The organism is Paenarthrobacter sp. 4246 (assembly GCF_040546855.1).
In the GTDB taxonomy this organism is placed as follows: Bacteria; Actinomycetota; Actinomycetes; order Actinomycetales; family Micrococcaceae; genus Arthrobacter.
Genome location: NZ_JBEPOP010000002.1, coordinates 523575 through 540309, shown reverse-complemented (window position 1 = coordinate 540309; position 16735 = coordinate 523575). Strand labels below are relative to the sequence as shown.

The 16735-nt window shown below is 62.5% G+C and carries 15 protein-coding genes and 1 tRNA gene; 6 read left to right on the top strand and 10 right to left on the bottom strand.

The window, feature by feature from the left end; all coding sequences use genetic code 11:
- Nucleotides 1-89 precede the first annotated feature (89 nt).
- Together ABIE35_RS05235 and ABIE35_RS05230 are read left to right on the top strand one after the other, a co-directional pair.
- On the top strand, nucleotides 90-1556 hold the full coding sequence (locus tag ABIE35_RS05235) for a chlorohydrolase family protein (protein WP_354512970.1): 1467 nt from the start codon (nucleotides 90-92) through the stop codon (nucleotides 1554-1556).
- Nucleotides 1557-1590: 34 nt separating this feature from the next.
- On the top strand, nucleotides 1591-2292 hold the full coding sequence (locus tag ABIE35_RS05230; protein ID WP_354512968.1) for a GntR family transcriptional regulator: 702 nt from the start codon (nucleotides 1591-1593) through the stop codon (nucleotides 2290-2292).
- Between the two features lie 62 nt (nucleotides 2293-2354).
- On the opposite strand, the gene ABIE35_RS05225 is transcribed toward ABIE35_RS05230, so the two are convergent.
- The 5 genes from ABIE35_RS05225 to ABIE35_RS05205 form a co-directional block, all read right to left on the bottom strand.
- Nucleotides 2355-3776 carry a DUF4032 domain-containing protein gene (locus tag ABIE35_RS05225; protein ID WP_354512966.1) on the bottom strand — a complete coding sequence of 474 codons (1422 nt, stop codon included), beginning with the start codon at nucleotides 3774-3776 and terminating at the stop codon, nucleotides 2355-2357.
- Nucleotides 3773-5356, bottom strand: coding sequence for a beta-N-acetylhexosaminidase (locus ABIE35_RS05220; RefSeq protein WP_354512964.1), 1584 nt, complete (start codon nucleotides 5354-5356; stop codon nucleotides 3773-3775). Before ABIE35_RS05220 ends, ABIE35_RS05225 begins: the two co-directional genes overlap by 4 nt.
- A 93-nt stretch (nucleotides 5357-5449) precedes the next feature.
- Nucleotides 5450-6532 (bottom strand): ABC transporter ATP-binding protein, encoded by a 1083-nt coding sequence (locus ABIE35_RS05215; RefSeq protein WP_089593814.1) that lies wholly within the window; start codon nucleotides 6530-6532, stop codon nucleotides 5450-5452.
- Between the two features lie 206 nt (nucleotides 6533-6738).
- A complete protein-coding gene (gene otsB, locus ABIE35_RS05210; RefSeq protein WP_354512962.1) occupies nucleotides 6739-7536 on the bottom strand; it encodes a trehalose-phosphatase in 798 nt (265 codons plus the stop codon).
- Nucleotides 7526-9025, bottom strand: coding sequence for an alpha,alpha-trehalose-phosphate synthase (UDP-forming) (locus tag ABIE35_RS05205; RefSeq protein ID WP_089593816.1), 1500 nt, complete (start codon nucleotides 9023-9025; stop codon nucleotides 7526-7528). The genes otsB and ABIE35_RS05205 overlap by 11 nt, the downstream gene beginning before the upstream one ends.
- Before the next feature lie 175 nt (nucleotides 9026-9200).
- Between ABIE35_RS05205 and ABIE35_RS05200 the strand changes: the two genes are divergently transcribed.
- Together ABIE35_RS05200 and ABIE35_RS05195 are read left to right on the top strand one after the other, a co-directional pair.
- The gene (locus ABIE35_RS05200; RefSeq protein WP_354512960.1) at nucleotides 9201-10079 is read left to right on the top strand and encodes a DsbA family protein; all 879 of its coding nucleotides are present in this window, start codon (nucleotides 9201-9203) and stop codon (nucleotides 10077-10079) included.
- 180 nt (nucleotides 10080-10259) lie between these two features.
- A tRNA-Thr gene (locus tag ABIE35_RS05195) sits at nucleotides 10260-10336 on the top strand.
- A gap of 167 nt (nucleotides 10337-10503) precedes the next feature.
- Here ABIE35_RS05195 and galU read toward each other — a convergent pair.
- The 5 genes from galU to ABIE35_RS05170 are packed head-to-tail and all read right to left on the bottom strand — an operon-like array spanning nucleotide 10504 to nucleotide 14589.
- Nucleotides 10504-11385, bottom strand: a complete 882-nt coding sequence (gene galU / locus ABIE35_RS05190; RefSeq protein ID WP_354512959.1) for a UTP--glucose-1-phosphate uridylyltransferase GalU — start codon at nucleotides 11383-11385, stop codon at nucleotides 10504-10506.
- Entirely contained in the window at nucleotides 11378-12268 is an 891-nt protein-coding gene (locus tag ABIE35_RS05185; RefSeq protein WP_354512957.1) for an AMP-binding protein, read from the bottom strand. The genes galU and ABIE35_RS05185 overlap by 8 nt, the downstream gene beginning before the upstream one ends.
- On the bottom strand, nucleotides 12240-13229 hold the full coding sequence (locus tag ABIE35_RS05180) for an MsnO8 family LLM class oxidoreductase (RefSeq protein ID WP_354512956.1): 990 nt from the start codon (nucleotides 13227-13229) through the stop codon (nucleotides 12240-12242). The genes ABIE35_RS05185 and ABIE35_RS05180 overlap by 29 nt, the downstream gene beginning before the upstream one ends.
- Nucleotides 13226-13747 carry a hypothetical protein gene (locus ABIE35_RS05175; protein WP_354512954.1) on the bottom strand — a complete coding sequence of 174 codons (522 nt, stop codon included), beginning with the start codon at nucleotides 13745-13747 and terminating at the stop codon, nucleotides 13226-13228. Before ABIE35_RS05175 ends, ABIE35_RS05180 begins: the two co-directional genes overlap by 4 nt.
- A complete protein-coding gene (locus ABIE35_RS05170) occupies nucleotides 13744-14589 on the bottom strand; it encodes an alpha/beta hydrolase (RefSeq protein WP_354512952.1) in 846 nt (281 codons plus the stop codon). Before ABIE35_RS05170 ends, ABIE35_RS05175 begins: the two co-directional genes overlap by 4 nt.
- Nucleotides 14590-14806: 217 nt before the next feature.
- On the opposite strand from ABIE35_RS05170, the gene ABIE35_RS05165 reads away from it, so the two are divergent.
- Entirely contained in the window at nucleotides 14807-15481 is a 675-nt protein-coding gene (locus ABIE35_RS05165) for a hypothetical protein (protein WP_354512950.1), read from the top strand.
- Nucleotides 15482-15548: 67 nt separating this feature from the next.
- On the top strand, nucleotides 15549-16730 hold the full coding sequence (gene wecB / locus ABIE35_RS05160) for a non-hydrolyzing UDP-N-acetylglucosamine 2-epimerase (protein ID WP_089593824.1): 1182 nt from the start codon (nucleotides 15549-15551) through the stop codon (nucleotides 16728-16730).
- Nucleotides 16731-16735 lie beyond the last annotated feature (5 nt).

The following is a 16735-nucleotide window of genomic DNA, read 5'->3' as shown; positions in this document are numbered from 1 at the left end:
ATCATGCGATGTAAATCACAAATAATGTACTGTTTGGAATACCAGAGAGTTTGCTTTTGGATCTGCATCCACCAGGAAGAGGAGTTTTCATGCCCACGAAGGTCACCGCCCGCTATGTGCTGGGCCACCATAACGGGCGCCATGTGCTGCTGGAGGATGCCTGCGTGGTCTACAGCGGAGCCACCATTGACTACGTTGGCCATGACTACTCCGAACCTGTGGACGAGGAGCGTCATCTTGGAGATGCCCTGCTGATGCCGGGCCTGATCGACCTCGATGCCCTCACCGACATCGACCACCTCATCCTGGACAGCTGGGCGGGTCCGGAACAGGCCAAAGGCCACCAGTGGTCCGAGGACTACTTCCGGAACCGGCGGGCCAACGTCTTCACGGCCGAAGAACGCCAGCAGGTCCGGGAGTACGCACTGATCCAACTGGTCCTGCACGGCATTACGACGTACATGCCCATCGCCTCTGAGGTGCATTCGGATTGGGCCGAGCCCTTCGAGGAACTTGTGGGGATGGCCGACACCAGCAGGCGCTTGGGCCTGCGCGCGTACCTTGGCCCCGCCTACCGCTCGGGCGTAAACGTTGTGTTGGAGAACGGGGACCGTTCCGTCATGTTCGACGCCGGCCGTGGCCGTGAGGGACTGGCGGACGCCTTGCGCTTCCTGGACCATGCGACGGAACTGGATGATCCGTTGGTGAACGGAGTCCTGCTCCCGTGCCGCATCGAAACCCTGGACATCGAGCTGCTCAAAGAGACGGCGGCGGCATCCAGCGAGCGGGACGTGCTGGTCCGCCTCCACTCGCTGCAGGGGCTGGTTGAACGGGAGCTCGTCCTTGACTGGCACGGTGTGACGCCCTTGGAGCTTCTGGACCAGGTGGGTTTGCTCAACGAACGGTTGTTGATCCCGCATGCGACGTATACGGACCGCAACCCTGCGGTATTCGGCGAGGACCGCGGCGACCTTGCCCGGTTGGCGGCCAGCGGTGCCAGCATCATCCATTGCCCCCTGACGTCCATGCGCTACGGCAGTGTCCTGGACTCGTTTGATGCCTACAAGAGTGCAGGCATCAACATTTCCCTGGGCACGGACTCGTTCCCGCCGGACCTCATCCGGGGCATCGACGCCGGCGTGCAACTGGCCAAGATCCTGGCGGGCAGTAACGACGCAGGGGACGTTGCCGGTTACTTCGACACCGCCACATTGGGCGGGGCGCAGGCCTTGCGCCGCCCGGACCTGGGTCGGCTGGAACCTGGCGCCACCGCCGATATGGTGGCCTTCTCCCTGGGGGATATCCGCGACGGCGTCCACGAAGATCCGCTGCGGACACTCCTTCTCAACGGCACAGCCCGCCAGGCTGTGCTCTCCGTGGTGGCCGGGCGCACCATCATGGCCGATGGTTTGATCGCCGGGGTGGACCTGGACTTCTGGCGCATGAGGGGCCAGGAACTGTTCGGGAAGATGCGTGCCGCATACCAGGTTCGTGACATGGGGCAGCGCCCCTCCGATCAGCTCTTTCCGCCCGTGTATGCTCGGTTGGAACGCTGACCGGCGCCGCCCGGCGATGGGAGCGGGCGCTGGCATGAAGGGAAGTTTGACAGTGGCTGAGGCGATGCCGGAAACCGGAGCTGTCCGCGATGACGAGGCTCGGGCAGAGAACGTCTACCAACTGGTGTTGGAAGGGATCGTCACGGGTACCTACGCGCAGGGCATGCGCTTGCGCGAACGCGAACTCTCCGAGCTCTACAACGTGTCTCGCATACCGGTCCGGGAAGCTATCCAGCGCCTGGAGCAGGACGGTTTTGTGGCGACGTTTCCGCGCCGTGGTGCCGTGGTACGTCAACTGACGCTAACGGATGTCAACGAGCTCTTCGATATCCGCCTGTGCCTGGAAACCTTCGCCGCACGGATGGCCGCCACCAGGGTTGCCGAGGGCAGCGACGGCGGACGTCTCCAGGAACTCATGGAAGCGTCCAAGACTGCCATCGACGAGGACCGGAGTGACGACGTTGCCGTCATCAGCGCCGAGTTGCACGCCGAAATCGTGCGCCTGTCCGGCAACCGGCTCCTGATCGAATCCGTGAAGCCCCTCTTTGGCCGGATGCGCTGGATCTTCGGGCTGGCCCACAACCGCAGCAACGAACTCCAGCGGGACGAGCACACGGAGCTGTGCAATGCGATCCTGAAGGGCCGGCCGGACCTGGCCTACTCGCTGGCGTACTCACACATCGAGTTGGGCCGGGAACCCGTTCTGGCCGGCCTCGCCGAAACCCTGGAACCGTGAGTTTTTGTACAGCTAACGCCCTTTAGAAGCCCTCTTAGGGGCATTAGCTGTACAAAAACTCGTTAGTCGTCGGCGTCCGGGTATTCGTCCTCGTCTTCGTCGTCGTACCGGCCGGATTCCTCCACCTCGACCTCAAGGATCTTCAGCAGCTCCGTATCCGGGTTCAGCATGATGGCGGCTTCGTCGCGACGGTGCTGCAGAACAGTGTCCAGGTAGGACTGAACCGTCTCCGCCAAGGGGACGTACCTGTCCTGCTTCTGGCTCATGTACCAGCGGTGCTCCAGGACCTCGTGCACCACTTCCGCGGGCTCCAGCTTCCCGGCCAGGTGCCGCGGAATGGAACGGACAATGGGTTCGAAAATCTGGCTGACCCAGATGTGGGCGCTGATCTCCTCGTCAAGGTCAGGATTGTTGTCCGCACGGAACTGGTCCATGTCGTTCAAGAGCCGGCGGGCCTGGTTCTCCTGGGCGTCCAACCCGGTCAGGCGCAGCAACCGACGCTGGTGGTGGCCGGCGTCGACCACTTTGGGCTGGAGCTGGATGGTGGAGCCGTCAGCCGTGGTCTTGATGGCGTACTCCTCCACGTCGAAGCCCAGCTCGTTGAGGCGCCGGATGCGGGCAGCCACGCGCCACCGTTCGCCGAGTTCGAAGGACTCCTTCTCCGTCAGCTCGGTCCAAAGACGCCGGTAGCTGTCCATGATCAGCTCACTGGTGGCTACGGGATCCACCTTTTCCTCGATCAGCCCGCCGTCCAGCAGGTCCATCAGCTCACCCGCGATGTTGACGCGGGCGATTTCGAGGTCGTATTCACGTTGGCCCATGGAGAGGTCCGGATAGAGTTCGCCCGTTTCGGCGTCCACCAAATAAGCGGCAAAGGCCCCGGCATCACGGCGGAACAACGTGTTGGACAGAGAAACGTCACCCCAGTAGAAGCCCACAAGGTGCAGGCGGACCAGCAGCAGGGCCTGCGCGTCAATAAGCCGGGTCAGGGTGTCCTTGCGGAGCATCTGCGAGAACAACGCCCGGTAAGGCATGGAGAACTTGAGGTGCCGGGTCACCAGCACAGGGTTCAGCGGCCGGCCATCCGCGGTGGTGCGTCCGGTGATCACAGCAACCGGCTCCACGCAGGGAACATCCAAGCGGGCCAGCTTCCGCAGCATGTGGTACTCGTGGCGGGCCACGTGCTCAGAGGTTTCCTTGATGGCGATGACCGAACCACCCAGGTGCGCGAAACGCACAATGTGCCGCGAAATGCCGCGGGGGAGCGCCGCAAGGTTCTCGGCCGGCCAATCCTCCAAGGCGATGTGCCACGGAAGGTCCAACAGCTCAGGGTCGGCGGAAGCCGCCGTGATGTTCAGGGAACCGATGACGCCCGCAGGCGGTGCCGTGTCCTGCGCACTCGCGGCTTCAGTGCGGGGGAGCTTGCCGATCTGCCCGTAGTCGGTAGGTTCGTCGTGCCACTGGGCTCCGTTTTGCTCGCTCATGCCTCAATTGTTCCGTACTCAGGAGTGGAGGACGTTCCGGCTTCCGGGAACGGCCACTTCGAGGTGGCTGACCACTCGACGTCGGGCGCGGCCTGGAAGGCGACGCCCTGGTGGGCGAGCCGCTCGCCCAAGGCGCCAAGCCGACGTCGGAAGTCACCTGCGTTGCGGACTTCCTGGCCGGACCACGCAACTTCCGCCAAGGAAACAGCCCGGGGGTAGAGGAGCCACTGCGCCTGCTCGTTGTTCCGTACAGTTTCTGTCCACAGGGGCCCTTCGACGCCGAGGATCTGGTGATCCTTGAGGCCACCCTGGGCAGGATCCCAGTTGTAGTACTCGGACCAGGTGAAGGGTCCGCCTTCCACCCATTCGAGCCCGATGGGGCTGTCAGAGGCGTATTTTTGGTCCAGGTATGTGTTGGCGGCGGGAGACATGATCACCTTTGCACCGCTTTCTTCGGCCTGCCGGATCACCGGGGCGAAGTCGCCGTGCCAGTACTGGATGACGGCACCTTCCGGGAGTTCGACGGCGGCGAACTCGTTCCAGCCCACCACCGTCTTGCCGGTTTCGGCACCGATCCTGACGAACTGCTGCACCATCTCGACGTATTCGTCGTGGCCCGTAACATGGGCTTCGTCGCCGCCGATGTGCAGATAGGGGCCGTCCGTGATGGCAGCGAGCTGACCGAGGACCTCGCGGACAAACTCGTACGTTGCGGGCAGCCCGGCTGAGAATGTTGACCAACCCACTTCGGCGGTGGTGCTCATGGGCTTGGCCAGGCCGTCAGGGTTGAGCTGTGGAATGGCGGCGAGGGCTGCATTGACGTGGCCCGGGAAATCGATCTCCGGGATCACCAGCACGTTCTTGGTGGCGGCGTAGGCCTGGATGTCCTGGAAATCCTGATGCGTGTAGAAACCCTCGCGCCCACGGGCAGGAACCGCGGTAGGGACCTCCACGGCGCCTTGTCCGCCCAAGGCAGTCAACTGGGCGTAAGGCAATCCTGACGGATTTTGTTCCGGTTCGTGGATCTCGATCCTCCACGACTGATCGTCCGTGAGGTGCAGGTGCAGGGCGTTCAGTTTGAACTGGGCCATGACGTCGATCTGCGCCTTGACCTCCTCCACCGTGAAAAAGCTGCGGGCAACGTCCAGCATCAGGCCGCGGTACGCGAACCGCGGCGCGTCGGCGATGTCGACGGCGGGAATCACCCATTCGGCGTTGCTTGCGTCCGCCTTCTCAATGGACGCAGGGAAAAGCTGCCGGAGCGTCTGGACTCCATTGAAAAGTCCGGCCTGAGTGGAGGCCGTGAGCCTGACGCCACCCTCGGTGACGCTGAGCGCGTACGCTTCCGGGCCGCCGTCGAACGCTTCGGCGAACTCAAGGGAGATGTCACCGGGGCGGGTGTTCTCAACAATGGGCAGTTCGAAGCCGGTGCCGGCGCGCAGCAGCGAGGCCAACTGTTCGGCGAGCTGCGTGGCTGCGGCTGTGGCGCTGATCCGCGCTGTGGGGGCAAGCGTGAAGGCGGGGCTGTCCTGGAGTGCGACGTGGGAGGGGCGGGGGATCAAGGTGTCCGTCGTGTTCATGCCATTCTTTCCGGGAGAAAGGTTAACGCGAGAGCGGCCCGACCTGGTGGGGTCGGGCCGCTTTCATGCGGAGTTATATGACTGCCGGTGGGACTAGTCGCCCAGGCGGAGGCCGGTCTTGGTGTCGAACAGGTGCACGTGGCCGGACTGCGGACGAACGAAGATGGATTCGCCCTTCATCGGGGGGCGACGACCGTCGACGCGTGCAACGATGTCGTGGCTCTTGCCATCGAGGATGGTGTGGCCGTAAACGTAAGCGTCTGCGCCGAGTTCTTCGACGACGTCAACCTCAACCTGGAGGCCTTCGCCGTTGCCGACGGTCTCGAGGTCTTCCGGACGCGAACCAACGGTGACGGTCTGGCCGTGAGCCTCTTCGAGGATGTTGCGCGGCACGGGGTAAACCGTTCCACCGAACTGGACACCGCCGTCGACTACCGGCAGTTCCAGCAGGTTCATGGCAGGGGAGCCGATGAAGCCTGCAACGAAGACGTTCTGCGGGCGGTCGTACAGGTTGCGCGGGGTGTCAACCTGCTGGAGCAGGCCGTCCTTCAGCACTGCGACGCGGTCACCCATGGTCATTGCCTCGACCTGGTCGTGCGTCACGTAAACGGTGGTGACACCAAGGCGGCGGGTCAGGGATGCAATCTGCGTACGTGTCTGGACGCGGAGCTTGGCATCAAGGTTGGACAGCGGCTCATCCATGAGGAAGACCTGCGGGTTACGGACGATTGCACGGCCCATGGCAACACGCTGGCGCTGACCACCGGAGAGTGCCTTCGGCTTGCGGTCCAGGTAAGCCTCAAGGTCAAGAAGCTTGGCGGCTTCGCGAACACGCTCGGCGCGCTCTTCCTTGGAGACGCCGGCGATCTTCAGCGCGAAGCCCATGTTGTCTGCAACCGTCATGTGCGGGTACAGGGCGTAGTTCTGGAAGACCATTGCGATGTCGCGGTCCTTCGGCGGAACATCCGTGACGTCGCGGTCACCGATCAGGATGCGGCCGGCGTTCACGTCCTCGAGACCTGCGAGCATGCGCAGGGAGGTGGACTTTCCGCAACCGGAGGGTCCAACGAGGACCAGGAATTCGCCATCGGCGATGTCGATGTTGAGTTTATCGACGGCGGGCTTATCTGTGCCCGGGTACAGACGCGTAGCGTTATCAAAAGTAACTGTAGCCACAGTTATCAATCCCTTCACCGGCAGGTACGTGCCGGACGATCCGTTGTGAATGGTTCATTTTCTTCAGTTGAACTCCCCGGCCAATGGCCGGGGAGGATCGTGTGACGTCGCACGGTACTGTGCGTCACATCACATCCAAGAGTATGTCAGACTTTTGGACTTACTACCTAAATGTTACGAAGGTCACATGTTGCCCTGGTCGCCCGCTAAGCCTGGGCGGTAACCCTCCGGCGTTCCCTCAGCAGGGCTTCCAGCAACTCCGCCACGTGCACCGGCGCCTCCACCCTGTATTGGGCCTGAGTGAAGTCCAAGCCCACCTTGATGCCCACATCATCGCCCAGGAGCCGACCCAACGCGTCCTCATCGGTGACGTCGTCACCTGCGAACAGGATGGCAGTTGCGCCGGTTGCCTGACGCAGGAATTCAACGGCCTCACCCTTCGAGGCGTGGACCACGGACGTCTCCAGCACGCGTTTGCCCGTTTTGAGGTAGACACCCGGGTGCTCTCGGAGCACCCGCATGGCAGCCTCGACGGCGTCTTCCGCGACGTCGTCGTCGGCCATCCTCGTGTGAAGGACGACGCCGGCGGGCTTGTCTTCGAGCAACGTCCCCGGAGCGATGTTCACGATTTCCGAGAGGACCTCACGGACCGCGGCCAGTTTGCTGCGCTGCTCATCGTCCAGTTCCAGGCCCAAGGATCCTTCACCGAGCCACACTTCGGCCCCATGGCTGCCGATCAGCAGCGTGTCTGCCGGAGGTGACGCGACCAGCCGCAGGCTGTCCAGGGCCCTGCCCGAGATGAGTGCCGTCGTCGTGCGTGGAAGTTCGGCGAGGCTTGCCAGGGCGGCAGCCGAGCGGGGCAGGGGGCGGGCATCCTCCGCCCGGTCCACGATGGGGGAGAGGGTGCCATCGAAATCGAGGGCCACCAGCAGATGTTCCGTGCCGGAAATGCGCCGGACTGCTTCAAGCAGTTCCGGCGACAGGGAAAGGCTCTCAGCTGTCATCGCGCACCACCTTCTCTTCCAGGGCGGCCAGGAACTCCGCCGACCAGTGGTCGACGTCGTGATCCAGAATTTGCTTGCGCATCAGCTTCATACGGCGGCGCGCTTCCTTGGCGGGCATGTTGATGGCCCGCAGGACGGTGGACTTGAGTCCGTCGATGTCGTGCGGGTTGATCAGCAGCGCCTGCTTGAGTTGGTCGGCAGCGCCGGCGAATTCACTCAGGACCAACGCGCCGTCATCCTCGGAACGGGCCGTGACGTACTCCTTGGCCACCAAATTCATGCCGTCGCGCAGCGCGGTGACCAGCATGACGTCCGCAGCGAGGTACAGCGCCACCATTTCTTCCACCGGGTAGCTGTGGTGCAGGTAGCGGACCGCAGTGTTCTGGATGGTGTCGTAGGTGCCGTTGATGTGGCCCACGGTGCCTTCGATCTCCTCGCGGAGCAGCCTGTACTGTTCAACCCGTTCCCGGCTGGGGCTGGCCACCTGGATCAGGGTGGCGTCCTCCACCTTGATGTGGCCGTCCGCCAGGAGTTCCTCGAAGGCCTTGAGCCGGTGCCGGATGCCCTTGGTGTAGTCCAGCCGGTCCACTCCAAGGAGGATGGTCTTCGGATTGCCGAGGTCCTTGCGGATCTGCTGCGCGCGCTCGATGATCTCAGGGTTGGACGCGAGCTCGCGGATCTGGGCAACGTCGATGGAGATCGGGAATGCCTGCGCCCTGGCGATGTGGGTGACCTCGCCGTCGGGGCCCTTGACGTGCACCTGCTGCTGCTTGACGCTGGCGCCCAGGAAGCGGCGGGCCGAACGCATGAAGTTGCCGGCGTCGCTGGGCCGCTGGAAGCCCAGGAGGTCCGCGCCCAGCAGGCCGTCAATGATCTCACGGCGCCACGGCAGTTGCGCGAAGATCTCCGGCGGCGGGAACGGGATGTGGTTGAAGAAACCAATCTTGAGGTCCGGCCGGGTTTCGCGCAGCAGGCGGGGAACCAACTGGAGCTGGTAATCCTGCACCCAGACGGTGGCACCGTCGGCGGCATGGCGGGTCACGGCGTCGGCGAACTTCCTGTTGACCTTGCGGTAGGAATCCCACCACGTACGGTGGAACTCCGGCGGCGCAATAACGTCGTGATACAGCGGCCAAATGGTCGCGTTGGAGAAGCCTTCGTAGAACAGCTCAACATCATCGCTGCTCAACTGGACCGGTATGAGGTCCATGCCTTCATGGCTGAACGGGCGCACCGTCTCGTCCGGGGCGCCATGCCAACCCACCCACGCGCCGTCGGACTTCGTCATCATTGGCGCGAGCGCCGTTACGAGACCGCCGGGCGAACGCCGCCAACCGTCGCTGCCGTGTCCGTTGTCATCGCTGATGCGGTCAACGGGCAGCCTGTTGGAGACCACCATGAAGTCGAACTTCGTTGCCGTGGGCTTCTTGACGGGAGAAGCCCGAACGCCTTCTTCGGTCTTGAGTTTCTCGCTTGCCAAATCCTGCATTAATGCTCCCTGGGGTTGCTGTGACTCAACTCCCAGCCTACTAGCGGAATCTTCCATGGCACTTGATCGTTCAACAACCGGGCAAGGGGTCTGCGCCGGATCTTCAAGTTTGCTCCCGTAAACTGACCCCGTTGCCCTAGCTATGCCCTTTGACGTCGAATACCCCGAGGAACTGATGAGCCCCGCAAACGAACAACGCCTGTCCAAGGCTGAACGCACCGCCCAGGCACGGGAAAAGGCGCGCGCAATCCGCGAAGAGCAGTTGAAGAAGGACAAGCGCAACAAGCTTCTGGTCGGCTGGGGCATTGTGGTTGCCGTTGTGGTCATCATCGCCTTGGTGGCGTTCGTGGTCATCGGCCAAGCGCAGAACAACGCACCTATCGCCGATCAGGGCCCGACGCCGGCCAACGGCAACGTCCACGGCGGCGTGACGCTGCTGGCCAACAGTGAAGTTGTTAAGTCGGAGCCGGCCAGCGTCAACGTTGCCGACGTCCCCAGCCCTGCAGCCACCCCGCCTGCCACCGTGACGGTTCCGGGCGGCGAAGCCGAAGCCGGCAAGCCCGTCAAGGTCATTGCCTACATCGACTTCATCTGCCCCGTGTGCAAGCGGTTCGAGACCACGTACGGAGAGTCGCTGACCAATCTCCGCAATGAGGGCAAGATCTCTCTCGAATACCGTCCCCTCGGATTCCTGGACCGCCAGTCCACCACCAACTACTCCTCCCGCGCGGCCAACGCTGCTGCGTGCGTAGTGAACTCATCCCCGGAAAAGTACGCGGACTTCTTCAACTTGCTCTTCGAGCGCCAGCCGGCCGAAGGCGGAGCGGGCATCTCCGACAACGACCTGAAGAAAATGGCCACCGAGGTTGGTGCAGCCAACATCGACACCTGCGTCGACAGCAAGCAGTTCCGTCCGTGGGTGAAGGTTGCCACGCAGGAGGCTGCTGCAGTCGGCATCACCGGCACGCCCACCGTGTTCATCGACGGCAAGCAGTGGGACGGCAGCACCGACCTGAACGCTGAAATCCAGACGGCAGTTGACGCCAAGGGCTAACAACCCTCGCGGAATGCACGACGGCGGCCGGTCACCCTTGTTCCTGGGTAGCCGGCCGCTGTTGTACCGCTTGGTTCCGGTTTGGTTCCGGTTTGGTCCTGGCGAATTTCGTTGACGGGGATGGTCTGGGCTAACCTTATCTAGCGCTCTTTCGCGCTGTGCTTCGGGTAACCGGAGCGTGCCTCCTTAGCTCAGTTGGCCAGAGCACCGCTCTTGTAAAGCGGGGGTCGTCGGTTCGAATCCGACAGGGGGCTCCACGAACCCCTCCATTCCGGCGATTTTGCCCGGAATGGAGGGGTTTTTCGTGTCTGGAATGCAGGATGCGACGCGTTGAAACTGGGCGCTGGTAGACAACCGGGAAGAGGCTGACTGCTGATCTCGATCCCGTCGACCCTGACGCAAACGCGCCCTGCCATTCTTGAACTCATTCCGCAGGTGTCATGACCTCTTCGAGCCACTCCCGCAGCCCGGGTCCCGTATCCTCACGTTCCAAGGCGACCGTCATGACGGCTTTGAGGTAGCTGAGTTTGTCGCCGGTGTCGAAGCGGCGGCCTCTGAAGACCACGCCGTACACGCCGGAGCCCTCACCGTCGGAGACTGCGAGGGTCTGCAGGGCATCCGTCAGTTGAATTTCCCCTCCACGCCCAGGCGGAGTTTGCTCGAGGACATCAAAGATGCGGGGGTGCAGGACATAGCGGCCGATGATGGCAAGATTCGAGGGGGCATGGATGGGTTGGGGTTTTTCAACGAGGCCACGGATCCTGAGAGACCCGTCAACTTCGCTGGAGGCAACATCGGCGCAACCATAGGCACTGATCTGCTCCGGATCGACCTCCATCAACGCCACCACTGAGCCTCCGGTCAGTTCCTGGACACGGGCCATTTCGTCAAGGACGCTGTCTTGTTCGTCGATGAGGTCATCCCCGAGGAGCACGGCGAAAGGCTCATTGCCGACGTGTGCCCGGGCCCGCAGAACCGCATGGCCCAGTCCTTTTGGATCGCCTTGGCGAAGGTAGTGGAGGTCGGCCAACGAGGATGACTCCTGGACTGCTGCAAGCTTGGTGTGGTCTCCCTTGGCTGCAAGCGTTTGCTCGAGGAACGGTTCACGATCGAAGTGGTCTTCCAAAGCCCGTTTGTTCCGACCGGTGATCATGACGACGTCGGTCAGGCCCGCCCGTACGGCTTCTTCGACGACGTATTGGATGGCGGGTTTGTCCACCACAGGGAGCATTTCCTTCGGCATCGCCTTGGTAGCGGGCAGGAATCGTGTACCGAGTCCTGCAGCGGGTATGACAGCTTTACGCATGAGGGTCCTTCGAATCGTGGTGATGGTTGTAGTCATTCCCGGCGACAAAGTCCGCGGGGCAGTTGTCGTTCATGGCCTCGACGCCGGCGGAGGTGTCCCATTGGTGGAAGATGGCGCAGGGGAAAGCGTCTGCGAGGACGGTGCGGGAGGGGTTATCCAAGGGCTCCGTGACAATGACGTCCCTGAACTGGGCGAACACGGCACCGGAGGAATCCCCGAGTCGCTGCGGCAAGGCAGAGGGGATGATCAGGAGGTCGGCTTCGGTTTCGCGAAGGTGCTGAAATAGACATGCAGGGGTTAGCGTTTCGTGATCGTTGAGAAGATCGACTGTTCCGCCTGCGGCAAGAACCGCCCATAGATCGATCATTGAACCAGGCTGCCCGATGTTCGTGAGTCCGAGCACTGTACGCGATGAGAGGCTGAACCTCTTTTCAGCCCCTTCCAGTACATCGCTGAAGCGATGTTCCTTTACGACGATCGCCCGGGCGCCACTGCCTTGGTGCAGCCACAGGGAAGCTGGGAGGGGTGGTTCGTTCCCGGCAGCGGCAGCTTTGATGTAGTCCCCTTCAGGGTGTATGAAGCCGGTGGCGCCCTCGAGGATCGCTTGCCCGGGCAGGGGTCCTTCAGCGGCTGTCTGGATTGGAAATCCAGCCGCTCCGAGAGCCCAGAGCGCGGCCATGGAGACAATCGTTTCCGGGCCCGGCGTGGCTTCGAAGGCTACGAGCTCACCGGCCCGGACGCCTTTGAGTTGCATGGCCAAGGCCCGGGTGTTGATCTGCCTGTCCACAGCCGCGTAAGGAAAGTCATTACATTTCCACCGAAGGGCGACCTTGCCCGGGTCGCGCTTGGCAACCTCATGAATGGCTGAAACGAGGGGATGCATTTCTTGCCCCTTCCTCTTCGAGGAGCGCGCTCCCGGCTGGTGTCGATGACCGGGCGATGGCGCGGGCGAGGAGCCGATTGGAGTTGATTCGGTCCTCCAGCCGGGGCACAGGCGTGCTGATCATCAGTTCTTCTACGCCGAGGTCCCCGGCCAGGGCGTCGAGCTGGTTGGCTACGTCGTCCGCAGCCCCGACGATCAGACGGGTTTCGTTGTTTTCGCTACGGCGGATTTCCTCAGAGGACCAGCTCGCAGGGTCGGTGCTGACCGGGAAAGGTTGGTCCAGCCCCAGGTCTTTCCGGGCCCTCCAGAGCCGCACCGGGTTGGCGAGTTCTTGTGCTTCCGCGTCGGTGCTGGCTGCGATGACGCGAATCGCGAGAATGGATTCGGGTTTGCGTCGCACCGGGCCGGGCTGAAAGTTTTCCCGGTAGTGGGCAAGTGCGGTGCTGCCGCTTGCGGTGTTGAGGAAATGGGCGTGGGCGTATCCGGCGCCGGTGGCGGCGGCCAGAGGCGCTGAGCCGGTGCCGGCCCCCAGCAGCCAAATGTCCAGGTCGTCCCGCCCTTCCGTTCCGTGAATCAGGCCGAGTCGGGCGTGTAGTTCAATGATCTTCTCGTTGAAGGTACCTGTGCCGCCGCTGCCGGCCCTTCCGACGCCGAGGTTGACCCGGCGTGGATGGAGGGCGGCAAGGATTTCGAAGCATTCAGCGACTTGCCAGGGTTCGTGCAGGCCCAGCAGGACGCCGCCGGAACCGACGCTGATCCCCTTGGTTGCCTCCAAAACGGCCATAGCCATCAAGGAAGGCGTGGTGCCGGCAAATCCGGGGGAGTCGTGGTGTTCGGCGAGCCAGAAGCGGTGGTAGCCGTCTTCTTCGGCCGCGCGTGCCAAGGAGATGGTTTCGCGAAGTGCCTCAGCTTTGCTTTTGCCCTCGGCGATGGGGGACTGGTCCAGGACTGAGAGTCTCATCGTGTCGAGGTGGTGGTGCCGGGCTTGGATGAGGGAACGATGGTGAAGTCGGCCAGGAAGACGAGGTTGTGGATCTCTGCCGAGGCAATGGCTCGAAGGATGGGCAACTCCTGCGCCGCCTGTTCGGGGGTAAAAACGTTCAACGGCCATTCCTTGACCGTTCCGCCCCTCAGGTGAGGGTGGTGGAAACCACGGCCGTAGTAGGCATGAATGGTGATCGGGGGGATGCCCGCAGCGCGCTGTTCGGCCCACCCGAGCGTCCAGGAGCAGATCAGGCCGGTGTCGGGTGAGCGGCCAACCCCGGAGGATTCCACTGTGCCCTGACCCAGCATCAGTACGTCGTTGACTTCGCCAAGGGCCTGGCGTGCGTAGGGGTCCAAGAGGTCAACTGCGGAACGGAACAGGGCTTCTTTATCCTGCCGGCTCACGGCTTCTCCGTGAGTTCCGTCGCGGAGGTCAGCAAAGTGCCGCAGCAACGCCTTGGTGTAGGCGGCGTCCGGGCTGGTTGTGGTGTTCATCTTGTTTCTCCATCAGTCGTAGTGGGTTGGCTGTTTGGAAGGCTTAGCCGGGTCTGGATCCAGCGGTGGACCGGATTCGCCGGCGAGCTGTCCAGAAATTGTCCATGACCGACAACAGGGCTCACCGCAAGGTCGACGGGCACCGATGCTTCTTTCAGCCGTACGGCGAACTGCTCGACGTCGTCCCTCACCGGGTCGGTGGTGCCGACGATGAGCGAAACCGGACAGAGCCCGGTGAGTTTGGCGGCGTGCAGCGGTGAAAGGTACAGCCGTTCCCGGAGGTCTTTGCCTGAGCCGGCATACTCTCCCCAAGCCTCGAGCAGCAGTAAACGGGGTGGGAAGGACCGCGATTCCCGGTAGGAGTCTGCGGTGCATTCGGGATCCAACGGCGGGTAGGCGAGGATTTGCCCGTCCAGAGGCAGTCCGCTGTCCCGGAACCAGAGGGCGACCCCAGCGGCCAAGGTTCCACCGGCGCTATCGCCGCCGATCAGGACAGGGTGAGAGTAGGTCTTCTGGGCCCAAAGGGTTGCTGCAGCAATATCCATGACAGCAGTCGGGTGCAGCCATTGCGGGGCGAGCCGGTAGCCGACACTGACAATCCTTGCCGTGCCAAGGCTGGCCAAAGCCGCGCATGCTTCATGCCAGCCGTCGATCGAACCGCGGGTCCAACTGCCGCCATGCGCCCACACCAATGTTACGGCGGGGCGGGCTACCGGTTCATATATCCGTAGCCGGATGTCTGCTCCGTCCGCCCCCTGCACGAACGTGTCCGTCCACGGTACATCGGGCCGTTTTTCCCGGAGGTACGCGGCCCCGGGGCGAGCAGAAGTATCTGAAGTCATACGTTCATCCTTCACGCCACAGCCGATCCGCGCCTGTCCCTGCTCTGCCTATCACTGACAGGGGGTGGATAACTGTGCCTGGCACTGCCAATACTTGCTCCAGTGGGACAGTGCCGTGGCCTCGAATTGGTTTCGCACCGTTCCACTTCTTTGTGCCGATCCGTAAGCGCGCTGAGATTGAATGATGAACCTGGGGGTAATTGTGGGAACTGTCCTAATGGAAGAACTGTCCTTCAGCAGCGAACTGGCTCACGCCGTCGTGCTGCGGGACGTGCAGCAGCATGAGGTTGCAGGACCGGTCGTCGTAGTGAACCTGGCTGGTAGCGACGCGTCCGTCGGTCACGGACAGTCATCGGCATTGCCCGGCTTCAGCTCCACGATCCTTCACGGCGGTTCCGTAACCGGGAGCTTGCTGGCGGTACTGTCCGTCGAGACGGTACAGGACACAGAAGAAATCGCCAGAGGACTGGGATGGGAGGACTTTTATGGTTCAGGACCTGGAATGCCGGTCCTTCTGCGTTCGGCGCAGCACACCATCGGCACCGTAGAACTGGATCCAGCCGTGGTACTCCGCCAGCCCGGCCTGGAACCGGGAGGAAAGACCTTTACGGTGAAGGCAAACCTGTGGTTCAGCCCTGCCGGTACCAATTGCGGGATACACAACCGGCATGACTTCATCGAGGTTCATACCCAGATTTCCGGGCTCGGACGCATGCAGAAGTTCATCACTCAGGAACATCCGTCCCTCTACGAGGACCAGCTGCTAAGCCCCGGCAATACCAACCCTGTGCCGTTCTGTCTGGAACGAGAGGGTACTTTCATCTACCCGTGGCACCAGTACCGGGCCGACACAGACTGTATCTGGCTCGCTCTGGAGTACCACCCCAGCTAGTGACACCGTTCCATGCGTGCCGGCGACAACCGGCAGATCCTCTACGCCCATTTTCAGGAGAGCAGCCATGAAAACCATTGGAATTATCTTCGGTACACGACCCGAAGCTGTGAAGTTCGCCCCCATCATCCACGCCCTGGCCCAAGACCCCCGTTTCCGTCCAGTCCTGATCTCTACCGGCCAGCACCGGGAAATGCTGGACAGCACGCTGGAAGAGTTCGGCATCACCCCTGATGTTGAGCTGCGCATCATGAAAGAACAGCAAACCCTCTCCCAAGTCACCCACCGGATTCTGGAAGGGCTCTGCTCGGGAGACCATATGGAGGGCCTGGATGCCGTCATGGTCCACGGCGACACCGCCACCACACTTGCCGGCGCCCTGGCAGCGCTGCACCGTTCCGTGCCCATCATCCACGTCGAAGCCGGGTTGCGTAGCGGGAACAACTATTCTCCGTTCCCGGAAGAGGTGAACCGGAAGCTCGTTGCGCAGATCGCTGCGCTGCACCTGGCACCAACGCCGGGTAACAGCGCCAATCTCATTCGTGAAGGCGTTCGGGAACACTCAATCGTGGTCACCGGTAACACGATCGTTGATGCCCTGCAGTGGGGAATGAACAACCTTCGTGGCTACGGAGAACCGTCATTGTCCGATCTCGATCACGATCCCCGGAAGGTGATCCTGTCCACCACGCACCGGCGTGAAAGCCACGGCCGCCCCATGAGAGAGATCGCCACGGCACTGGCAGACATCGCGCGGCGCCGTGAAGACGTCCGCATCGTTGTTCCACTGCACCTGAACCCAAAGGTACGCGAAGTCATGGTTCCGGTCCTGAACGGCATCCCCAACGTGGACATGGTTGACCCGCTTCCATACCTGAGTTTCTGCAGGCTCTTGCAGCGCAGTGACCTGATCCTCTCGGACAGCTCCGGTGCTGAAGAAGAAGGCCCGGCTTTGGGCAAGCCGACCTTGGTCCTGCGTGAAATCACCGAGCGCAGCGAATCGATCCTGACCGGAAGTTCGCGCCTGGTCAGTCGAAACCGGGGACAGATAGTCCACGAAGTCGAACGACTGCTGGATGATCCGAATGCCTACATGGAGATGGCAACAGCCATCAACCCCTACGGTGACGGCAAAGCCACCGAGCGAACCATTGCCGCCGTCGCCCATTACTTCCGGCTGGGCCCGGCCGCCATGCCGTTCGTTCCAGGCGCGGACTTCGTACCGACACCGACGCGAACAGCGGCATGACCAGG

Coding starts and splice junctions, on each gene's coding strand:
- ABIE35_RS05235 (WP_354512970.1), top strand. CDS start 90: ATGCCCACGAAGGTCACCGCCCGCTATGTGCTGGGCCACCATAACGGG.
- ABIE35_RS05230 (WP_354512968.1), top strand. CDS start 1,591: ATGAAGGGAAGTTTGACAGTGGCTGAGGCGATGCCGGAAACCGGAGCT.
- ABIE35_RS05225 (WP_354512966.1), bottom strand. CDS start 3,776: ATGAGCGAGCAAAACGGAGCCCAGTGGCACGACGAACCTACCGACTAC.
- ABIE35_RS05220 (WP_354512964.1), bottom strand. CDS start 5,356: ATGAACACGACGGACACCTTGATCCCCCGCCCCTCCCACGTCGCACTC.
- otsB (WP_354512962.1), bottom strand. CDS start 7,536: ATGACAGCTGAGAGCCTTTCCCTGTCGCCGGAACTGCTTGAAGCAGTC.
- ABIE35_RS05205 (WP_089593816.1), bottom strand. CDS start 9,025: ATGCAGGATTTGGCAAGCGAGAAACTCAAGACCGAAGAAGGCGTTCGG.
- ABIE35_RS05200 (WP_354512960.1), top strand. CDS start 9,201: ATGAGCCCCGCAAACGAACAACGCCTGTCCAAGGCTGAACGCACCGCC.
- galU (WP_354512959.1), bottom strand. CDS start 11,385: ATGCGTAAAGCTGTCATACCCGCTGCAGGACTCGGTACACGATTCCTG.
- ABIE35_RS05185 (WP_354512957.1), bottom strand. CDS start 12,268: ATGCATCCCCTCGTTTCAGCCATTCATGAGGTTGCCAAGCGCGACCCG.
- ABIE35_RS05180 (WP_354512956.1), bottom strand. CDS start 13,229: ATGAGACTCTCAGTCCTGGACCAGTCCCCCATCGCCGAGGGCAAAAGC.
- ABIE35_RS05175 (WP_354512954.1), bottom strand. CDS start 13,747: ATGAACACCACAACCAGCCCGGACGCCGCCTACACCAAGGCGTTGCTG.
- ABIE35_RS05170 (WP_354512952.1), bottom strand. CDS start 14,589: ATGACTTCAGATACTTCTGCTCGCCCCGGGGCCGCGTACCTCCGGGAA.
- ABIE35_RS05165 (WP_354512950.1), top strand. CDS start 14,807: ATGGAAGAACTGTCCTTCAGCAGCGAACTGGCTCACGCCGTCGTGCTG.
- wecB (WP_089593824.1), top strand. CDS start 15,549: ATGAAAACCATTGGAATTATCTTCGGTACACGACCCGAAGCTGTGAAG.